Source organism: Streptomyces sp. NPDC040405 (assembly GCF_055595765.1).
The window spans coordinates 837,266-856,016 of sequence record NZ_JBVIVI010000002.1; the positions used below are offsets into that span (position 1 = coordinate 837,266).

Annotated in this window: 18 protein-coding genes; 13 read left to right on the plus strand and 5 right to left on the minus strand. The window is 73.3% G+C overall.

Annotated features, from left to right (window positions below; translation table 11 throughout):
* The first annotated feature begins 45 nt into the window (after positions 1-45).
* Positions 46-1,080, plus strand: coding sequence for a hypothetical protein (locus ACZ59A_RS11125; RefSeq protein ID WP_470956501.1), 1,035 nt, complete (start codon positions 46-48; stop codon positions 1,078-1,080).
* A 1-nt stretch (position 1,081) separates the two neighbouring features.
* On the opposite strand, the gene ACZ59A_RS11130 is transcribed toward ACZ59A_RS11125, so the two are convergent.
* Positions 1,082-3,247: a S9 family peptidase gene (locus ACZ59A_RS11130; protein WP_470956504.1), complete on the minus strand. Its 2,166-nt coding sequence runs from the start codon at positions 3,245-3,247 to the stop codon at positions 1,082-1,084.
* A 320-nt stretch (positions 3,248-3,567) separates the two neighbouring features.
* On the opposite strand from ACZ59A_RS11130, the gene ACZ59A_RS11135 reads away from it, so the two are divergent.
* The 8 genes from ACZ59A_RS11135 to ACZ59A_RS11170 all read left to right on the plus strand — a co-directional run bounded on the left by ACZ59A_RS11135 (position 3,568) and on the right by ACZ59A_RS11170 (position 11,170).
* Positions 3,568-3,762 (plus strand): hypothetical protein, encoded by a 195-nt coding sequence (locus ACZ59A_RS11135; RefSeq protein WP_055548098.1) that lies wholly within the window; start codon positions 3,568-3,570, stop codon positions 3,760-3,762.
* A 137-nt stretch (positions 3,763-3,899) separates the two neighbouring features.
* A complete protein-coding gene (gene mshB / locus ACZ59A_RS11140; protein WP_470956508.1) occupies positions 3,900-4,784 on the plus strand; it encodes an N-acetyl-1-D-myo-inositol-2-amino-2-deoxy-alpha-D-glucopyranoside deacetylase in 885 nt (294 codons plus the stop codon).
* Entirely contained in the window at positions 4,781-5,149 is a 369-nt protein-coding gene (locus tag ACZ59A_RS11145; RefSeq protein ID WP_470956511.1) for a DUF6113 family protein, read from the plus strand. Before mshB ends, ACZ59A_RS11145 begins: the two co-directional genes overlap by 4 nt.
* A gap of 208 nt (positions 5,150-5,357) precedes the next feature.
* On the plus strand, positions 5,358-7,457 hold the full coding sequence (locus tag ACZ59A_RS11150; RefSeq protein WP_470956514.1) for a peptidoglycan binding domain-containing protein: 2,100 nt from the start codon (positions 5,358-5,360) through the stop codon (positions 7,455-7,457).
* Positions 7,458-7,596: 139 nt separating this feature from the next.
* The gene (locus ACZ59A_RS11155; RefSeq protein ID WP_470956517.1) at positions 7,597-8,556 is read left to right on the plus strand and encodes an ABC transporter ATP-binding protein; all 960 of its coding nucleotides are present in this window, start codon (positions 7,597-7,599) and stop codon (positions 8,554-8,556) included.
* Between the two features lie 2 nt (positions 8,557-8,558).
* Positions 8,559-9,302, plus strand: coding sequence for an ABC transporter permease (locus tag ACZ59A_RS11160; RefSeq protein WP_470957880.1), 744 nt, complete (start codon positions 8,559-8,561; stop codon positions 9,300-9,302).
* Positions 9,299-10,537: a sensor histidine kinase gene (locus tag ACZ59A_RS11165; protein WP_470956520.1), complete on the plus strand. Its 1,239-nt coding sequence runs from the start codon at positions 9,299-9,301 to the stop codon at positions 10,535-10,537. The genes ACZ59A_RS11160 and ACZ59A_RS11165 overlap by 4 nt, the downstream gene beginning before the upstream one ends.
* Before the next feature lie 60 nt (positions 10,538-10,597).
* The gene (locus tag ACZ59A_RS11170) at positions 10,598-11,170 is read left to right on the plus strand and encodes a response regulator transcription factor (protein ID WP_470957883.1); all 573 of its coding nucleotides are present in this window, start codon (positions 10,598-10,600) and stop codon (positions 11,168-11,170) included.
* A gap of 13 nt (positions 11,171-11,183) precedes the next feature.
* On the opposite strand, the gene ACZ59A_RS11175 is transcribed toward ACZ59A_RS11170, so the two are convergent.
* Positions 11,184-12,011 (minus strand): transglutaminase-like and tetratricopeptide repeat-containing protein, encoded by an 828-nt coding sequence (locus ACZ59A_RS11175; protein ID WP_470956523.1) that lies wholly within the window; start codon positions 12,009-12,011, stop codon positions 11,184-11,186.
* Positions 12,008-13,024, minus strand: coding sequence for a GNAT family N-acetyltransferase (locus ACZ59A_RS11180; protein WP_470956526.1), 1,017 nt, complete (start codon positions 13,022-13,024; stop codon positions 12,008-12,010). The genes ACZ59A_RS11175 and ACZ59A_RS11180 overlap by 4 nt, the downstream gene beginning before the upstream one ends.
* A gap of 112 nt (positions 13,025-13,136) precedes the next feature.
* Between ACZ59A_RS11180 and fdxA the strand changes: the two genes are divergently transcribed.
* The gene (gene fdxA, locus ACZ59A_RS11185; protein ID WP_059145256.1) at positions 13,137-13,463 is read left to right on the plus strand and encodes a ferredoxin; all 327 of its coding nucleotides are present in this window, start codon (positions 13,137-13,139) and stop codon (positions 13,461-13,463) included.
* A 179-nt stretch (positions 13,464-13,642) separates the two neighbouring features.
* A complete protein-coding gene (gene dapC / locus ACZ59A_RS11190) occupies positions 13,643-14,740 on the plus strand; it encodes a succinyldiaminopimelate transaminase (protein WP_470956529.1) in 1,098 nt (365 codons plus the stop codon).
* Between the two features lie 64 nt (positions 14,741-14,804).
* Here dapC and ACZ59A_RS11195 read toward each other — a convergent pair whose 3' ends face one another.
* Together ACZ59A_RS11195 and ACZ59A_RS11200 are read right to left on the minus strand one after the other, a co-directional pair.
* On the minus strand, positions 14,805-15,479 hold the full coding sequence (locus ACZ59A_RS11195; protein WP_470956533.1) for a hypothetical protein: 675 nt from the start codon (positions 15,477-15,479) through the stop codon (positions 14,805-14,807).
* Between the two features lie 201 nt (positions 15,480-15,680).
* The gene (locus ACZ59A_RS11200; protein WP_470956535.1) at positions 15,681-16,589 is read right to left on the minus strand and encodes a VldE C-terminal domain-containing protein; all 909 of its coding nucleotides are present in this window, start codon (positions 16,587-16,589) and stop codon (positions 15,681-15,683) included.
* 165 nt (positions 16,590-16,754) lie between these two features.
* Here ACZ59A_RS11200 and dapE point away from each other — a divergent pair, with 165 nt between their 5' ends.
* Both dapE and ACZ59A_RS11210 read left to right on the plus strand, forming a co-directional pair.
* Positions 16,755-17,825 (plus strand): succinyl-diaminopimelate desuccinylase, encoded by a 1,071-nt coding sequence (gene dapE, locus ACZ59A_RS11205; RefSeq protein WP_470956537.1) that lies wholly within the window; start codon positions 16,755-16,757, stop codon positions 17,823-17,825.
* A 161-nt stretch (positions 17,826-17,986) separates the two neighbouring features.
* Complete coding sequence (locus ACZ59A_RS11210) at positions 17,987-18,733, plus strand: LOG family protein (RefSeq protein WP_470956540.1); 747 nt, start codon at positions 17,987-17,989, stop codon at positions 18,731-18,733.
* Positions 18,734-18,751 lie beyond the last annotated feature (18 nt).

Genomic DNA, 18,751 nt, shown 5'->3' on the forward strand with positions numbered 1-18,751 from the left:
CGCGGAGCGCGTGTTTTCGGCGCACTCGTCTGCGCGGTGCTCGGAATGATCTCACTGGCGTGGATCGTCCGGGACCTGGACAAGGCGGACGAGGCGAGCCATCTGTGGTGGACATGGTCCGGAATGCCGTTCCGGGCCTCGGGGAGCCTCTTCGGCTCGTCCCTCTTCGATCTGGTCCTGCTCGTGCTCTGCGTCGTGGTCGGGATCACCGCGCTGCGCTCACCGGCCGCCGCGGGGGCGCTCGGTGCGGTCGCCGCCGTGACCCTGGTCCTGCGGCTGCCGAGCCTGTGGAACCTCAACGCGGACTGGATGCAGGGCATCCCCGACGACCTCAAGACGCGGGCCACGCTGAGCGCCTGGGCCGGGGTGGTGCTCGGGGCGCTGCTGCTGGCCACCGTCGTCGCGGCCCGGCGCCCCGCCGACGCCTACCCCGCCGAGCCTGGCGCGCTGCCCGCCGACCAGCCGCCCGGGCGGCCGGGGCCGGGGGCCGCGGTGACCGGCGCGCTGTTCCTGGGGGCGGCGGGGGCCGTCTTCGGCGCCTGGCAGATCTACTGGGCGCAGAAGGCGGACTGGGACATCTACAAGTACCAGCTGACCGGCAAGCACACCCTGGTCACGCTGCTCTCGCCGCCCGCCGCCTGGGAAGCCTGGGCCCTCGTCGCGCTGTGCCTGGTGGCCGCCGCGGCCGCGCTGGGGCGGGCGGCGCTGGCGCGCCCGCTGGGGATGGTGGCCGCGGTGCTGGTGCTGGCGACCGGGGTGAGCGACATCTCGCTCTACAGCAAGCTGGAGTACATCGAGCACATCGACGACCTGCCGACGGTCGGCGTGCTGTCGGTGCTGACCGCGTTCTTCGAGGCGATCGTGGGGCTGGTGGCGCTGATCGCGCTGGCCCGCCGGGGCGAGGCGGACGCTCCGGCCCCGGCGTACGGGACGGGGGCGTACGGGACGGGGAGCTACGGCGGCTACGGCGGCGCCGGATACGCCCCGCCGCCCGCCGCTCCGCCGGGCTACGCCCCGCCGCCTCCGGCCGCGCCGCCCACGGCGCCGCCGCCTCCGCCGTCCCCGCCGCCGGGCTGGTGAGTCAGCTCAGGCCGAGCGACCGCTTCAGGAAGTCGACCTGGAGCAGGAGCAGGTTCTCGGCGACCTGCTCCTGCGGGGTCATATGCGTCACCCCGGACAGCGGCAGCACCTCATGCGGATGGCCCGCGGCCAGCAGCGCGGAGGAGAGGCGCAGCGAGTGGGCGACGACCACGTTGTCGTCCGCCAGCCCGTGGACGATCATCATCGGGCAGGCCGGGCCCTCCGCCGCGCCGGACAGCCCCTCGTCCGTCACCAGCGAGTTCGCCGCGTACACCGCGGGCTGCTCGTCGGGGTGGCCCAGGTAGCGCTCCGTGTAGTGGGTGTCGTACAGCCGCCAGTCGGTGACCGGCGCGCCCACCACCGCCGCGTGGAAGACGTCGGGCCGTCGCAGCGCGGCGAGCCCGGCGAGGTAGCCGCCGTAGGACCAGCCGCGGATGGCGACCCGGCCGAGGTCCAGCGGGAAGCGCCCGGCGAGCGCGGTGAGCGCCTCGACCTGGTCCTCCAGGGTGACGGCCGCGAGGTCGTCGCGGACGGCCTTCTCCCAGCCGGGGGAGCGGCCGGGGGTGCCGCGCCCGTCGGCGACGACCACCGCGAAGCCCTGGTCGGCGAACCACTGCGAGGTGACGTACGCGTTGTGGGCGGCGACCACGCGCTGGCCGTGCGGTCCGCCGTACGGGTCCATCAGGACCGGCAGCGGCCCGTCGCCCTCGGTGTATCCGGTCGGCAGGAGCACCGCGCAGGGGATGTCGTGCTTGCCCGCGAAGGTGAGCTGCGGGCGCGCGGTGATGACGGGGGTCTCGGCGTACGAGGCGATCTCGGCGACCGTCTCCGCGGCGCCGTGGTCCGCGGCCCGCAGCAGCTCCGCCCGGGCGCCGGGCCGGTCCGTCCCGGCATAGGTGAGCGCGATGAGCCGGTCGCCGCGGGTGGCGGAGTGCACGGCGGGGAAGGGCCGCTTGCCGACCGGCTCCCAGCCGCCCTGGTCGCCGCTGCCGCGGAACCAGGCGCGGTAGACGTCGATCTCACCGGGCCGCTCGGGCAGCGCGGCCTCGGCCCCGGGGGAGGCGGAGAACAGCACGTCGTCCTCGCCGACGGAGAGGACCGCGCGCACGTGGAGGGCGCCGGAGGTGAGCTTGCGGTCACCGACCATCAGGGCCCGGGCGCCGCCCTCGTCCGCGATCCGGACGAGCCGTCCGTCCGGGGTCCAGGCGGGTGCGCCGGGGAAAAGATCCAGCCATACCGCGTCCTCGTCGGCGTGCACGGTGCTGGTCCGGCCGGTTTCGGTGTCCACGGCCAGATAGAGCTGGCCGCGCTGGTCCCGGGCCTGGACGAGGAGCAGCGGCGGACCGTAGGCCGACCAGTGCACCCGCGCGAGGTAGGGGTAGCGCTGCCGGTCCCACTCGACCTCCGTACGGGAGCCGTCCAGGCCCAGCAGAAGGAGCCGCACCTCGGCGTCGGCGGTGCCCGCGGCCGGGTAGGCGACCTCGGCGGGCGCCTGGCCGGGGTGCGCGGGGTCGGCGATCCACCAGCGGCGCACGGGGGCGTCGTCGGCCCGGGCGACCAGCAGGGCGTCGCCGTCCGGGGACCACCAGAAGCCGCGCGTGCGGTCCATCTCCTCGGCCGCGATGAACTCCGCGAGGCCGTAGGTGACGGTGTCGGCCTCCGGCTCGGCGAGCGCCCGGTCGCCCTCGCCGCCGGTGCCCGTGACGCGCAGGGCGCCGCCCGCCACATAGGCGACGTGGCGGCCGTCGGGGGAGGGGCGCGGGTCCACGACGGGGCCCGGCACCCGCAGCTCGCGGGCCTCGCCGCCGATCAGGTCGGAGACGAACAGCCGCCCGGAGAGGGCGAAGGCCGCCGTTTCGACGGCCCGGTCCACCGCGTAGCCGACCACCCCGGCCGACCCCTCGCGGCTGCGCTCGCGGCGCGCCCGCTCCTCGGCGGAGAGTTCCTCGTCCGCGCCGCCGAGCAGGGCCACCGGATCGGCGGCCGGGTACTCCCGCCGCCCGGCGACGTCGTACACCCACAGCAGGCCCGCCCGGTCGGTGCCGCCGCGGGACCGCAGGAAGACCACGCGGGAGTCGTCGGGGGCCACGCCGAAGGCCCGGGGAGCTCCGAGCGTGAACCGCTGGGTGCGCGCGTGCTGCCGAGGGAAGGAGAGCTGTCCGGTCATGAGGCGAGCGTACGGCTCATGAAGATCGCGAGGGGCGTACTGGTCGGTACCCCGCGCCGAGGCCGTTGCCAGGGGCACACTCCGGCCGTCCGGCGGCCAGAACAAGCCAGCTTCTCAGTCGGTGAGATGGCGGATAACCAGCGGGAAGTCGCCCAGGCCAAGCGCCAGTTCGTGCGATCAGGCATGCGCCCCTGTCATGCTCCCGTGCACCGACTCGTGCGCACGCGCCGATAGTTATGATCGATTGCGCATAGTGGGTAGGCCCCGTGTGGCATCAATATGTTGTCTGTCCGAGCGCGTGTTCCTGGAGGTGAGTCGCTGTGGCGCTCTCGATCTCGTTGTCTGTGCTGCTGTTGATCATCGTATTCATGCTCGTCAACAAGGCCGGGCTGAAAACCGCGCACGCGCTCATCTGTGTGCTGCTCGGTTTCTACCTCGCCAGCTCGTCGGTCGCCCCGACCATCGACGACCTGACGACCAACGTGGCGAACATGATCGGTGACGTGAAGCTCTGATCCACCTCTGATCCACGCTCCGGTCCACGTCTGATCCATGTCTGACCCACGTCTGATCCACAGGGACGCACGGGCGCTCCACGGGGGTCCGGGCCCGCGGTCCGCGGGCATGGGCGGGCGAATCGTAGGCTGTGGTCATGACCGCTCTTCCCGCCCGTCGTCTGCTCCTGGTGCACGCGCATCCGGATGACGAGTCGATCAACAACGGCGCGACCATGGCCAAGTACGCGGCCGAGGGTGCCCACGTCACGCTGGTGACCTGCACCCTCGGTGAAGAAGGCGAGGTCATTCCGGCCGACCTGGCACATCTCGCCGCCGACCGCGATGACACCCTCGGCACCCACCGGATCGGTGAACTCGCCGCGGCCATGAAGGCGTTGGGCGTCCAGGACCACCGCTTTCTGGGCGGTCCGGGCAGATATCGCGACTCGGGCATGATGGGCGCCCCGCAGAACGACCGGCCCGACTGTTTCTGGCAGGCCGACCTCGACGAGGCCGCCGCCCGCCTGGTGGCCGTGATCCGCGAGATCCGGCCGCAGGTCCTGGTGGCGTACGACGCCGACGGGGGCTACGGGCACCCCGACCACATCCAGGCACACCGCGTCGCCATGCGCGCCGTGGAGCTGGCCGCGGAGCCGGGCCACCACCATGACCCGGGCGAGCCGCACGACGTCGAGAAGGTCTACTGGAACTGCGTGCCGCGCTCGGTCGTCGAGGAGGGCTTCGCGAGGCTGCGGGCGGCGGGCGAGGAGGCCCCCTTCCCCGGTGTCGCCACCGCCGACGACGTACCGGGCGTGGTGGACGACGCGGAGGTCTCGGCGGTGATCGACGGCACCGCGTACGCCGACGCCAAGACCGCCGCGATGCGTGCGCACGCCACCCAGATCGCGGTGGACGGGCCCTTCTTCGCGCTCTCCAACGACCTGGGTCAGCCGCTGCTCGCCCGCGAGCACTACCGGCTGGTCAGGGGCGAGCCGGGAGCGGAGCGCGAGGACGACCTGTTCGCGGGGGTGACGGCATGACGGCCACCCGGCTCGTGGGATTCGCGCTGCTCGCCGTCCTCGGGGCCCTGGTCGCCATCGCGGGCGCGGTGGTCCAAGGGCTCTGGTTCCCCGGCGGGTTGCTGCTCGCGCTGCTCGGCGTCGCGGCCGTCTGCTACGGCGGCGTCAAGGCGACCGACCGGCGGATGGGCGGCGGTCTGCCCGCCGGGGCGTGGACGCTCGTCGTCCTGCTGCTCACCAGCGCCCGTCCGGAAGGGGACTTCCTCTTCGGCGCGGGCGTGGGGTCGTATGTCTTCCTGCTGGGCGGCATGTTCATCGGTGTGATGTGTGCCACCCTGCCGGTGGTCTCGCAACCGGGTGCGCTGGCCGCCCGACTTGGTAAGTGACGTGACGTTTACGGCGTGACGTCCCCGGGACCCGGCGCGATGTTCCCGGGGCACCGGACGCACCTCCGCCGACGCACAACGGATCCGCAAGGTGCAGCCATGGGGCGGCCGCCAAGTACGCGACCGCGGCGCCCAGTATGGTGGTGCGCGCCGCCGAGCCGCCCGCGCGAGGTCTGACGGGCGGCGGAGCTAACTGGGAGAACCTGCTTTGAGCCGTGAATCTGACAGTTCGTCCTCCGGGGCCCAGGGGGGTAGCGGCGGTGCCGCCTATCCATCGGGCACCCCGCCGTACGGATCCCGCCTGTCACCGTCGCCGGACGCCCTTCAGGGCGGCGTCGGTGACGGTGAGACGCACGCCGCGGCCAAGCCGGAGGATCCGAAGACCGAAACCACTCTGACGACCCGCATCCGGATCAACATCCCGGGTTCGCGGCCTATTCCGCCGGTCGTCATGCGCAAGACCGTCGACGGGGAGAGCGTGCCCGCCCCCCGCTCCGGTGAGGACGACGGGGACGGCGCCGAGCCCACCGGCGGCACGCCCCGGCCCGATGCCGTCCGCAGCCCCGAGCTGGGCGCGGCGGCGGCCGAGGGGCGCGCGGACGGTGCCAAGGACCGAGAGGGCCGCGAGAGCCGCGAGAAGGGCGGCAAAGGCGGCAAGGGCGAGGGCGACAAGACCAGCGACTGGTTCGCGCCGCCCCGCCGCCCCAAGGGCTCCTCGACGACCCAGAGCACCCCGCTGCCTCCGGCGCCGGAGACCACCCAGCAGTTCCCCGTGCCTCCCCTGGGCGGCGGAACGCAGGCCGACCTGCCGTACTTCACGGACACCCAGGGCGGCCACCCCGGAGCGCCGGAGCCCAGCGGCCCGACGACCGGACCGGTCACCGGCGAGATGCGGATGCCCGGCGCCCCGGCGCGGGACGAGGACCTGCTGGCGCCGCCCGGTCCGGGCGCGCCCGCCGGTCCGGGGCTGCCCGACAGCTCGGGCGTCGGCCCGCTGAACGGGGCGGCCGGACAGCCCCCGACCCCGCCCGGCGGCTCGCCGCTGGGCAGTCTCGGCGCCACCACGGGCGCGAGCCCGACCGTGCAGCCCGGTCCGGCCGGTCCGCTGGGCGGTCCCGGCCCGGATGCCGGTCCCTCGCAGTCGCTCTTCCGCGACCCCGAGTTCACCTCGCCCAGCGGGCCGGATCAGGTCTCCAGCGACACCCTGGTCAGCGGGGTGCCCGTGGTCCCGCCCGGCCACGGCACCTCCGGGCCGCCCGCCGGGCCGGGCCCGGCCGGGCCGCCCACCGGGAACACCGGGGACAGCGCCCCGCCGAGCAGTCCGGCGCCGAAGGCGCCCGCAGCGGGCAAGCCCAAGAAGAAGGGCCGCTCCAAGGTCGTCATGCTGGGCGCCCTGCTGGTGGCCGCGGCCGGTGTCGCGTACACCGCGGGCCTGGTGATGAACCACGCGGACGTGCCCAACGGCACCACCGTCCTCGGCGTCGACATCGGCGGCTCCTCCAAGCAGGTGGCCATCGACAAGCTGGACACCGAGCTGGGCGGCCGTACCGGTGCCGCGCTGAAGGTGACCGTCGACGGCGAGCAGAAGGAGATCAAGCCGTCCGTCGCGGGTCTGGCCCTGGACACCGAGACCACCGTGCGGAACGTCGCGGGCCGCGACTACAACCCGGTGACGGTCATCGGCTCGCTCTTCGGCGGCACCCATGAGGCCGAGCCCGCCGTGACGGTCGACGAGGAGAAGCTCCGGGACGCCCTGGGGCGCCTCGCGGGCGACTCGGGCACGGCGCGCGAGGGCACGATCACCTTCAAGCCGGGCAAGGCCGCCCCCGTCTACGGCAAGGAAGGCCGGGGCCTGGACATCGACAAGGCGGTCACCGCGGTCTCCGAGGCGTACCGCGAGCGGGCCGAGACCGGCAAGGACAAGCCGGTCGATCTGCCGGTCGTCGCCAAGCGGCCGACGATCAGCAAGACCGAGGTGAACGCGAAGCTGAAGTCCTTCGCCGAGCCCGCGATGTCCGGTCTGGTGACGATCAAGACCGATGACGCGCATTCCATCCAGTTCGGCCCGGACCGCTCGCTGCCGCAGATCCTCTCCATGCGGCCGATCGACGGCAAGCTCCAGCCGCACTTCGACCTCGCCGCGATCAAGAGGCTCTACGGCCAGACCTTCGACGGCGTGGTGATCGAGCGGGCCGACGGCAGCAAGAAGCCGGTCACCCCGCAGGAGGTGGCCATCGCCATGCGGACCGCGCTGCTGGGCAAGTCGACCGCCGACCGGACCGCGGTCATCGAGACCTCGCCCAATTAGCGGCATCCGACAGGCCGCTCACGGCCCCCGCCCGGCACCATCGGGCGGGGGCCGTGACCGTTACCTATGACATCTGTCATCTCCAGGTCACGACCGCCGACACTGCCGCCGGACGGTCCCGCCGGGCGAAGCTTGGGCCATGACAGCGACCACCGCACCATCCGCCACCGGCGAGCGGGCCCGCACCGCGGACGCCCCGCCGGTGGTCAGCTTCACCGGCGTCAGCAAGAGCTACGGCACCGTGCGTGCCGTGGCCGACCTCGACCTCCGCCTCCATCCGGGCGAGACCGTCGCCCTGCTGGGGCCCAACGGCGCGGGCAAGTCCTCCACCCTCGATCTGCTGCTCGGCCTGCGCACCCCCGACAGCGGCCGCGTCGAGGTCTTCGGCACCACCCCGCAGCAGGCCGTCGCCCGCGGCCACATCGGCGCGATGCTGCAGAGCGGCTGCCTCATGGCGGACGTCACGGTCCGCGAGCTGGTGCGGCTCGCCTGCGATCTGCACCCCAAGGGCCACCCGGTCGACGAGGTCCTGGAGCGGGCGAGCCTCACCGACATCGCCGACCGCAGGGTGAACAAGCTCTCCGGCGGCCAGGAGCAGCGGGTGCGCTTCGCGTTCGCCACCGCGGGCGCCTCCGACCTGATCGTGCTGGACGAGCCGACGACCGGGATGGACGTCTCGTCCCGGCAGACCTTCTGGGGCTCGATGCGCGACCAGGCCCGGCAGGGCCGCACCATCCTGTTCGCCACCCACTACCTCGAAGAGGCCGACGAGATCGCCGACCGGGTGATCGTGCTGCACCGCGGCCGGGTGCTGGCGGACGGCTCGTCCGCCGACATCAAGGCGATGGCCGGGGCCCGGCGGATCTCCTTCGCCCTGGACGGCCCGCCCGACGAGGGGGCGCTGCGCGCCCTTCCCGCCCTGACCGGCCTCGACATCTCGGGGCGTACGGTACGGATGCGGTCCACCGACGCGGACGCGACCGTGCACGCGGTCTATGGACTCGGGCTCTACCCGCGCGGCCTGGAGGTCGCCGGACTCGGCCTGGAGCAGGCGTTCCTCGCCATCACCGACGCCGCCACGACGCCCGAGGAGGCGTGACGATGACGACCCTGGTCAAGCTGGAGATCGTCCGCGCACTGCGGAACCGTAAGTTCATGTTCTTCACGGTCGTCTACCCGTCCGTGCTCTTCCTGATGATCGCGGGCAGCGCGGACAACAACGACCGCATACCGGGCACCGGCCTGTCGCTGCCGCTCTACTACATGGTCTCGATGGCCTCCTTCGGCGCGCTGACCGCCGTCCTCATGGTCAAGAGCGAGCAGATCGCCAAGGAGCGCGAGGGCGGCTGGGTGCGCCAGCTGCGGCTGACCGCGCTGCCCGGACGCGGCTACGTGATGGCCAAGATCGCCTCGGCCGCGGTCACCACCCTCCCGTCGATCGTGATCGTCTTCATCGTGGCCGCCGCCGTCAAGGGCGTCCGGCTGGACGCCGCCTGGGAGTGGATCGCGCTGACCGGCGCGATCTGGGCGGGCTCACTGGTCTTCGCCGCCCTGGGCGTGGCCATCGGCTATCTCGCCACGGGCGACGCGGTGCGCCCCCTGACGATGATCATCTACTTCGGTCTGTCGATCCTCGGCGGCCTGTGGATGCCGACCACCTCCTACCCGAAGTGGCTGCAGACCATCGGCGACTGGCTGCCCACCCACGCCTATGCCGCGCTCGGCCGGGCGATCGAGGTGGGCAGCGCCCCGCACGCCAGGGACATGGCCCTGCTCGCCGGTTACCTGGTCCTCTTCGCGGGCGCGGCGGCCTGGCTCTACCGCAAGGACACCCGTACGGCATGAAACGGCCGACCTGGTGGCGCGACGCGGCCCCCCACGACGAGGACTTGGACGCTCCGGCCATCGGCCAGAGCCCCGAGAACCGACGCCAGGCCCTGATCAAGCTGATGTGGATCGGGATCTGGATGGCCTACCTGGGCGCGCCGGTGAGCGACCTCGCGGACGGTCACCACACCGTGCCGGCCACCGTGTTCGGGGCGCTCGGCCTGCTGGTCTTCGTCGGCATCTATCTGCTGCTGGTCTTCCGGTTCACCGGCCGGAACATGTCCCGGGCCTCCATCCACCGGGGGCTGGTCACGATCTGTGTGCTCGCCGCCGTCCTCACGGTCACCCTGGGCGACGCCTGGCTGGTGCTCGCCGTGTACGTCTCCGTAGCCTTCGGCGCGGTGCTGCCCCCGCGGCTCGCCCGGTGGGCGATCCCGCTGAACACCGTCGCCATGGTGGGCGCCGGGCTGCTGGTCCGCGGCTCGGAGGACCTGATGTCGGCCCTGGTCGTCCCCTCCCTGCTCGGCGGCTTCGCGATGAGCGCGGTGGGGCAGATGGTCCGTACGACCCGGGCGCTGCGCGAAGCCCGCGCCACCGTCGCCCAGCTCGCCGCCAACGAGGAGCGGCTGCGGCTCGCCCGCGATCTGCACGACCTGCTGGGGCACTCGCTCTCGCTGATCACGCTCAAGAGCGAACTGGCCGGGCGGATGCTGCCCGGCAAGCCCGACGAGGCGGCGCAGCAGGTCGCCGACATCGAACGGGTCAGCAGGCAGGCCCTGGTCGACGTGCGGGAGGCGGTCAGCGGCTTCCGCCGCCCCACCCTGGAGGCCGAGCTGGCCGGGGCCCGCACCGCGCTCGCCGCCGCGGGCATCGTCGCCGATCTGCACCGGGCCGGAGTCCACCACCCGGATCTCCCGCCCGACCAGGAGGGCGCGCTGGCCTGGGCGCTGCGCGAGGCGGTCACCAACGTGGTCCGGCACAGCGGGGCGCGCCGCTGCGCCGTGACCCTCACCGAGGCGGGCGACGACCTGTGCCTGACCGTCACCGACGACGGCCGCGGCACGACCGGCCCGCACGGCAACGGGCTGACCGGCCTCGCCGAGCGGCTCCAGCTGGCCGACGGCCGTCTGGAGACCGCCCCGGGCGACCACGGCGGCTTCACCCTCCGCGCCCTGGCCCCGCTGTCCCGGAGCGCGGATCTCCTGGCCGAGCCCGCTGCCGAACCCGCCCCCGGCCCCGTCCCCGAGCCCTGACCGGCCGCCGCCGGATACGCTGCCCGGGTGATCCGGGTATTGCTGGCCGAGGACCAGTCCATGGTGCGCGAGGCGCTGGCCGCGTTGCTCGGGCTGGAGGACGAGATCGAGGTCGTCGCCCAGGTGGCGCGCGGCGACGAGGTGGTGGACGCGGCCCGGGACCACCGGCCCGATGTCGCGCTGCTGGACATCGAGATGCCGGGGCTGACCGGCATCGAGGCCGCCGCCGCGCTGCACGCGGCGGCGCCCGGGGTGCGGATCGTGATCCTGACGACCTTCGGCCGCCCCGGCTATCTGCGCCGGGCCATGGAGGCCGGCGCCGATGCCTTCCTGGTCAAGGATGCCCCCGCCGCGCAGCTCGCGGACGCGATACGGCGGGTGCTGTGCGGTGAGCGGGTCATCGACCCGACCCTGGCCGCGGCGGCGCTGGTGGACGGGGCCAGCCCGCTGACCGCACGGGAACGCGAGGTGCTGGGCGCCTCCGCCGACGGGTCGACCAACGCCGAGCTGGCCCGGGCGCTCAACCTGTCGCAGGGCACGGTCCGCAACTACCTCTCCACGGCCATCCAGAAGACCGCCGCCCGCAACCGGGCCGAGGCGGTCCGCATCGCCCGCGACAAGGGCTGGCTGTAACGGCGACGGGCGGTCAGTTGAGGCGCGCGCGGGCCGCGTGCGCCTGGCGCCGCACCGCGTCCGCCGCCTCCGGCTCCATCACGCCCACCACCTCCGCATACTCCTCCAGCTCCCGCGCCCCGGTGAGGAAGTCGCCGCGCTCGACCAGCAGCTGCGCCCGCTCGTAGCGCAGCCGCGCGGGGTGGCTGGGCAGCAGCAGCGCCAGCTCGACCGCCCACAGCTGGACGTCGGTGCGCTCGGGGCGGGCGGCGGCCCAGGCGCGGATGTTGTTGAGGATGCGCAGCACGATGTCCAGCGGATCGGCCGGGCCCAGCACCGACGGCTCCGGCGGCGCGCCGGTCACCCCCGACACCAGCAGCGCCGCGTCCTGGCCGGACAGCCTCCGGCCGCCGTCGAACGGGTCGGCCAGCACATGCTCCCCGTACGGATCGCCGAAGCCGACCACGAAGTGGCCCGGCAGCGCGACCCCGTACACGGGTGCGCCCGCCCGCCGCCCGACCTCCATCCACACCAGGGACAGCAGGATCGGCAGCCCACGGCGGCGCCGCAGCACCTGGTGCAGCAGCGAGGACTCCAGCCGCCGGTAGTCGGCCGCGGCGCCCCGGAAGCCGTGCCGCTCGCCGAGGACCCGGGCGAGGGCGTCGGCCCAGGCGGCGGGCCCGCCGGGGGCGAACGGGACCTGACCGGCCAGCCGGTCGAGTTCGATCTGCGCCTCGTCGAGCCCGGCCTCGTCCAGCCCGTCGTCGGCCTCCAGGCCCATCAGCAGGCACAGCAGGGCCAGGTCGGGGCGCTCCTCGCGGGCCTCGTCGGCGAATCTCCGGCGTGGTGACATCTCGCTCATGCGTGATCGGTGCTGGGCGCGCGCCAGTGGTGGTAGGTGTGGTGGAGGGTGAACCCCATGCCGTCGTAGAGGGCGTGGGCGTCGCTGTTATCCGCCTCGACCTGGAGGTACGCGGCCGAGGCGCCGTCGTCCAGCGCCGTGCGGGCCAGCGCGGTCATCACGGCCCGGGCCAGACCCTGCCGACGCCGCTCCGGGGCGGTCTCCACCGCCGCGAACCCGGCCCAGCGGCCGTCCACTACACAGCGCCCGATCGCGGCCGGGGGCTCCTGCGCCGATTCGCCGCGTATCGTCGCGAACCATACCGACGGGCCGCCGGAGAGCACCGCCAGCGCCTCGGGGGTGGGCCGGGCCGAGCGATGGTAGCGGGCCAGCCAGGCGTCATCGATCCGCCGGGAGAGCGTCACCGCCGAGATGTCGGCGTCCTGGTCGGCGATCGGGGCCAGCGCCGCGATGCGCACCTGCACGGAGACCTCCCGGATCCAGCCGCGCGTCTCCAGCTCCGCGGCCAGCACCTCCTGGGTGCCCTCGGCGCCCGTGCTGACCTGGACGTACGCGGGCAGCCCGCGCGCGGCGTACCAGTCGGTCACCCGGCGCAGCGCCTCGTCCGTACCGCAGCCGGGGTCGCCGAGCGGCAGGACGGAGTTGGCGCGGCGGGTGAACCCGCCGGACGCGCGCAGCTCCCACTCGCCCAGCCGCTCGCTCGTCAGCGCTGGCCACCCGCGCGCGGCGACCCGGTCCAGCTCGCGCGCGTTCGCCGCCGGACCCCGCCGGCGGGCCGGTGCGGCGGGCACCACCTTGCCCGCGACCAGCGACGACTCCTCGATCTGGACGGACTGGCCGGTGCGCCGGGTGATCTGCAGCACACCCTTGTTCCACGATGTGAGAACCCCGACCACGTCGGTGTACTTATCCGGGCCGCTCGGGTCGCCCGTGAGGAGTCTGACCGACACTCGTTTCCGCACGTCATCGGGGGTGATACGGACCTCGAGCCGTCCGCCGGTGGTGAAATCCACTGCTCTGCCAACCCCTCATGTGCGTCTGGTGCCCCGGAACGGAGATACTAGGTGCGGGCATCGACGACGCCGCGCTCCCGCGCGATACAGCCCTAAGAGGAGGAACGACAGCGTGACCTACGTCATCGCGCAGCCTTGTGTCGACCTGAAGGACAAGGCGTGCATCGAGGAGTGCCCCGTCGACTGTATCTACGAGGGCCAGCGGTCCTTGTACATCCACCCGGACGAATGCGTCGACTGTGGGGCCTGTGAGCCGGTATGCCCGGTCGAGGCGATCTTCTACGAGGACGACACTCCGGAAGAGTGGAAGGACTACTACAAGGCGAACGTCGAGTTCTTCGACGAGCTCGGTTCGCCCGGCGGTGCGAGCAAGCTCGGCCTGATCGAGCGTGACCACCCGTTCGTCGCCGCGCTTCCGCCGCAGGAGCACGACGAGTGATCCTGCCCGGGAATTGAGACCCGGCGCGGCTTTCGGTCCCGTAAGGCATGTGGCCTGCGGGACCGGGCTGTTCCCGGGCATCCACCGGGATTCCCGGGGCGCGACGGGTGCCGGACACCTCTGAGGGGGGTCGGGTACCCCTGAAGCCCCGGGCTGTTTCGAAGAAAGCGAGCCACCCCGTGCCACCCGTCTCCGCCCGCCTCCCGGTCTTCCCCTGGGACCGGCTCGAACCGTACAAGGCGACCGCCGCCGCCCATCCGGACGGCATCGTCGACCTCTCGGTGGGCACCCCCGTCGATCCGGTCCCCGAGCTGATCCGCGCCGCGCTGGCCGGTGCCGCGGACAGCCCCGGCTATCCGACCGTCTGGGGCACCCCCGCGCTGCGGGACGCGCTGACCGGCTGGGTCGAGCGGCGGCTGGGCGCGGAGGGCGTCACCCACACCCAGGTGCTGCCCGTGATCGGCTCGAAGGAGCTGGTGGCCTCGCTGCCGGCACAGCTCGGCCTGGGCCCCGGCGACAAGGTCGCCTTCCCGCGGCTCGCCTACCCGACGTACGAGGTGGGCGCGCGGCTCGCGGGCGCCGAGCCGGTGCCGTACGACTCCGTCGGGGACCTGGAGCCGGCGGGGCTCAAGCTGCTGTGGCTGAACTCGCCGTCCAACCCCACCGGCCGGGTGCTGTCCAAGGAGGAGCTGCGGGCCGCGGTCGACTGGGCCAGGGCGCACGGGGTGCTGCTGGTCAGCGACGAGTGCTACCTGGAGCTGGGCTGGTCGGCGGACCCGATGTCCGTCCTGCACCCGGAGATCTCCGGCGGAAGCTTCGACGGTCTGGTCGCGGTCCACTCGCTGTCCAAGCGGTCCAACCTGGCGGGCTACCGCGCGGCGTTCCTCGCCGGTGACGAGAGCGTGCTCGGCGAGCTGCTGAAGATCCGCAAGCACGGCGGGATGATCGTGCCCGCGCCGGTGCAGGCCGCGACGGTCGCCGCGCTCGGCGACGACAAGCACGTCGCGGAGCAGCGCGAGCGCTACGAGGCGCGGCGGGCCGCGCTGCGCGGCGCGCTGGAGGGGTACGGCTTCCGCATCGAGCACAGCGAGGCGTCCCTGTACCTGTGGGCGACCCGCGACGAGCCGTGCTGGGACACCGTCGGCGCGCTGGCCGAGCTGGGCATCCTGGTGGCGCCCGGCGAGTTCTACGGCGCCGCGGGCGGCGCGTACGTCCGCGTCGCGTTCACCGCGACGGACGAGCGGGTGGCGGCGGCGGTCCGCCGCCTGGCCGCCTGACGACGGCCCAAGAGGGTGCCCCCGGCCGCCGCGGCGGCCGGGGGCACCCGCGCTTTCAGCCGATTCAGCCGAGCAGCGGGAGTCCCTTCACCGAGGGCAGGCCCTTGACCGGGAGGTCGTCGGTCGGCATCGGGGCGGCGGGCGCGGTCTGCTGCGGCGCCGGGACGGGAGCCGGAGCGGCGGCCGGGGCGGCGGCCGGAGCGGGGAGCGGCGCCGGGGCGGGGCGGACCGGGGCGCCCTTGGCGTGGACGCCCTTGCCCTTGGCCAGGCCCTTGCTCATGCCCGCCGCCTTGCCCTTGCCCTTGGCGTGCAGCGCGCCCTTGCCCTTGGCGGCGTGGGCGCCGCCCTTCCCCTTGCCCTGGCCGTCCTTGGCAGCGTGGGCCGCGCCCTTGCTCTTGGCGGGGGTGCTCTTGGCGGGGGTGCTCTTGGCCGGGGCGGCCTTCGCCGCCGCGGCGGGCTTGGCGGGCTTGGCGGGCGTGGACGCGGCCGGGGCGGTCTGCGCCGGAGCGGCCTTCGCCGGGAGAATCTCCTTGACGGTCCGCCCGGCCTGCTGCGAGGCGGCGTCGGCCAGCTCGCCGACGGAGGAGGGGTCAAGTGCGCTCAGCCCGCCCAGCTTGGGGGTCTGCGGCAGGGTCGGATCCACCGCACTCGCGGCGTCGGCGGCACCGACCACGGGAGTCGCACTCGCTGCGACCAGCAGCGCGGCCCGAGCGATCCGACGCGTGAGAGGGAGGGACATGATTCTCCTTTGACGGGGGACATTGGCGTGAAGTGTCCAGCGATCGGACGCAGTGAATATCGCGTGAGCCGCGCGAAGGTTGCGGTACGCCAAGGTAAAGAATTGATAATGTGTCGCATTATCCGTTTACGCACAAAACATGCGTCCACAACGGTTGTTCAGCACCCCGTCAACGGTGCTGAGCTGCGACGATCTATCTCGTTATCGCATGAGGGCGAGGCGTATTTCCGACCCGGAACTCTTGTCGGACGTGCGCCAGCCATCCCCTGAATTCCGCGCGTTCCATACGTGCTTGCCGTAAGAGACCCGTTCGATGCGCAACTCGTCCGAGTGAGCCACCGCCCAATAGGCCAGCTCCCAGGCGCGCTCCGTCCGGCCGCCCCGGGCCGAGGATTCCGCCACCGGGACCAGGACCTCCGGCGGGACCGCCGCGTGCCTGCCGCCGCCCTGCCCCGCCACGTTCAGCCGCGACCGGGCGTCCGCCCCGAACTCCTGCCGCAGCGCCGCCTGGACGCGCGCCGGATCGCCCGCCTTGCCGTCGTCCGGCGGCCCCGGGCAGCTGAAGGCGGCCGCCGAACGCCCGGTGAGGGTGGCGGTCAGCACGACGGCCTCCGTCTCGTGCTTCGCGTACGCCTGCGGGAAACCGCTGTACTGCACCCGCTGCGCGGCCACCGTGAGCGGCAGCCGCGAGTAGCCGGGCACCTTGACCAGGTGGTCGTAGAACTTCCCGGCCGCGTACACCGGGTCCTGGATCTGCCGTGCCGTACCCCAGCCCTGCGACGGGCGTTGCTGGAAGAGGCCGAGCGAATCCCGGTCGCCGTGGGTGATGTTGCGCAGTCCGGACTCCTGGAGCGCGGTGGCGAGCGCGATGGTGACGGCCCGTTCCGGGAGCCCGCGGGAGGCGGCCACGGCCTCGATCGTGGCGGCGTTCACGGCCTGTTCGGGGTCGAGCAGCACATCGCCGCCCTCCGCCCGCGCCACGCAGCGCGGCGGCCCGTTGCCACCGGTCAGCAGATGTACCGCTACGTACGCGGCGAGTCCCAGCAGTACGGCGCACGCGACCGCGGCACGGAGCAGGCGGGGACGGCTGAAGAACGTGGACCGGGGCACACGGCCCACGTTACTGGGTGGCCCGGACGCCGGGGCCGCGCAGGGGCCGGGGGTGGGGAAGGCCACGCGCCGGGTCCGAGCCCGAGTCCGGGGCCGAGCCCGAGGCCGAGTCCGGGCCCGAGTCCGGGAGCGGGTGGCCGGAACGGAACGGCTAGGGTCGCGGGTATGGCACACCCCGCACTCGACCTGTCCCTGGACGCGGCCCGGCTCACCGCCCGGCTCGTCGACTTTCCCTCGGTCAGCGGCGACGAGAAGGCGCTCGCCGACGCCGTCGAGCAGGCGCTGCGCGCCCTGCCGCACCTGACCGTCGACCGGGACGGGGACGCCGTCGTCGCCCGTACGCGGCTGGGGCGCGCCGAGCGGGTCGTGCTGGCCGGACACCTCGACACCGTGCCGATCGCCGACAACGTGCCGTCGCGGCTGGACGAGGACGGCACGCTGTGGGGCTGCGGCACCTCCGACATGAAGTCCGGCGTCGCCGTGCAGCTGCGCATCGCCGCGACCGTGCCCGAGCCCAACCGCGACCTCACGTTCGTCTTCTACGACCACGAGGAGGTCGCCGCCGAGCTGAACGGCCTGAAGCGGCTGTCCGAGCACCACCCCGAGTGGCTGGCCGCCGACTTCGCCGTGCTGCTGGAGGGCACCGAGGGCAAGGTCGAGGGCGGCTGCCAGGGCACCCTCCGGGTGCGGGTGACCACGGGCGGGCACCGTTCCCACTCCGCGCGCAGCTGGCTCGGCGAGAACGCCATCCACAAGGCCGCGCCGATCCTCGACCGGCTGGCCGCCTACGAGCCGCGGCATGCGGACATCGACGGCCTCACCTACCGCGAGGGGCTGAACGCGGTGGGGATCGAGGGCGGGATCGCGGGCAACGTCATCCCCGACGCCTGCGCCGTGACCGTGAACTTCCGCTTCGCGCCGGACCGTTCGGAGGCGGAGGCGCTCGCCCACGTCCGCGAGGTCTTCGACGGCTTCGACGTGACCGTCACCGACTCCGCGCCCGGCGCCCTGCCCGGGCTGTCCCACCCGTCGGCCGCCGCCTTCGTGGCGGCGGTCGGCGGCGAGGCGGCGCCCAAGTTCGGCTGGACCGATGTCGCCCGCTTCTCGGCGCTCGGCGTGCCCGCCGTGAATTACGGCCCCGGCGACCCCAAGCTGGCCCACACCCGCGAGGAGCACGTGGACACCGCGCTGATCCTGGAGGGCGAGGAGCGGCTGCGGGCCTGGCTCACGGGCTGAGCCCCCTCGGGCGTCCCCCGCCCGCCGGGCCGAACGCCGTCGTCCGCTTCCTCGCAGATCAGAGAACAGATGAGCGTGGCGCGGATTTCGGCTTTTCGCCGCCCGGTGGGCCTACGCTGAACCCCAGATCTTTAGCAGATCTTGGCGAAGGGAGCACACAGATGGGCAACGCCGAGGAAGAGCGAGCGCTGCATGAGCAGCGTCTGGGCCCGGTCGTGCGCCGTCGCCACCAGATGCGGCCCGGCACGACCGACCAGCGGCTGCTGGACACCCAGGGAGCCACCCACTGGGTGCACGAGGACCCGTTCCGCGTGATGCGCATCCAGTCGGAGTTCGTCGAGGGCTTCGGCACCCTGGCCGAACTCGGACGGGCGGTCAGCGTGTTCGGCTCCGCCCGTACGCCCGAGGGATCACCGGAGTACGAGGCCGGGGTGAAGATCGGGCGGGCCCTGGCCGAGGCCGGGTTCGGGGTGATCACCGGGGGCGGCCCCGGTGCGATGGAGGCGGCCAACCGCGGCGCCACCGAGGCGGGCGGCGTCTCCGTCGGCCTCGGTATCGAGCTGCCGTACGAGCAGGGGCTCAATCCGTACGTCGACATCGGCGTCAACTTCCGCTACTTCTTCGTGCGGAAGACGATGTTCGTGAAGTACGCCCAGGGGTTCGTGGTGCTGCCCGGCGGTCTCGGCACCCTCGACGAGTGCTTCGAGGCCCTGACCCTGGTGCAGACGAAGAAGGTGACCCGGTTCCCGATCGTCCTCTTCGGCAGCTCCTACTGGGGCGGTCTGGTCGACTGGCTGGAGAACACGCTGATCGCCCAGGGCAAGGCGGCCCCGCAGGACCTGGAGCTGTTCCACCTCACCGACGACATCGACGAGGTGGTCGACCTGGTGACCAAGGAGTCCGGCTGACCGCCCCCGGGGCGTGAG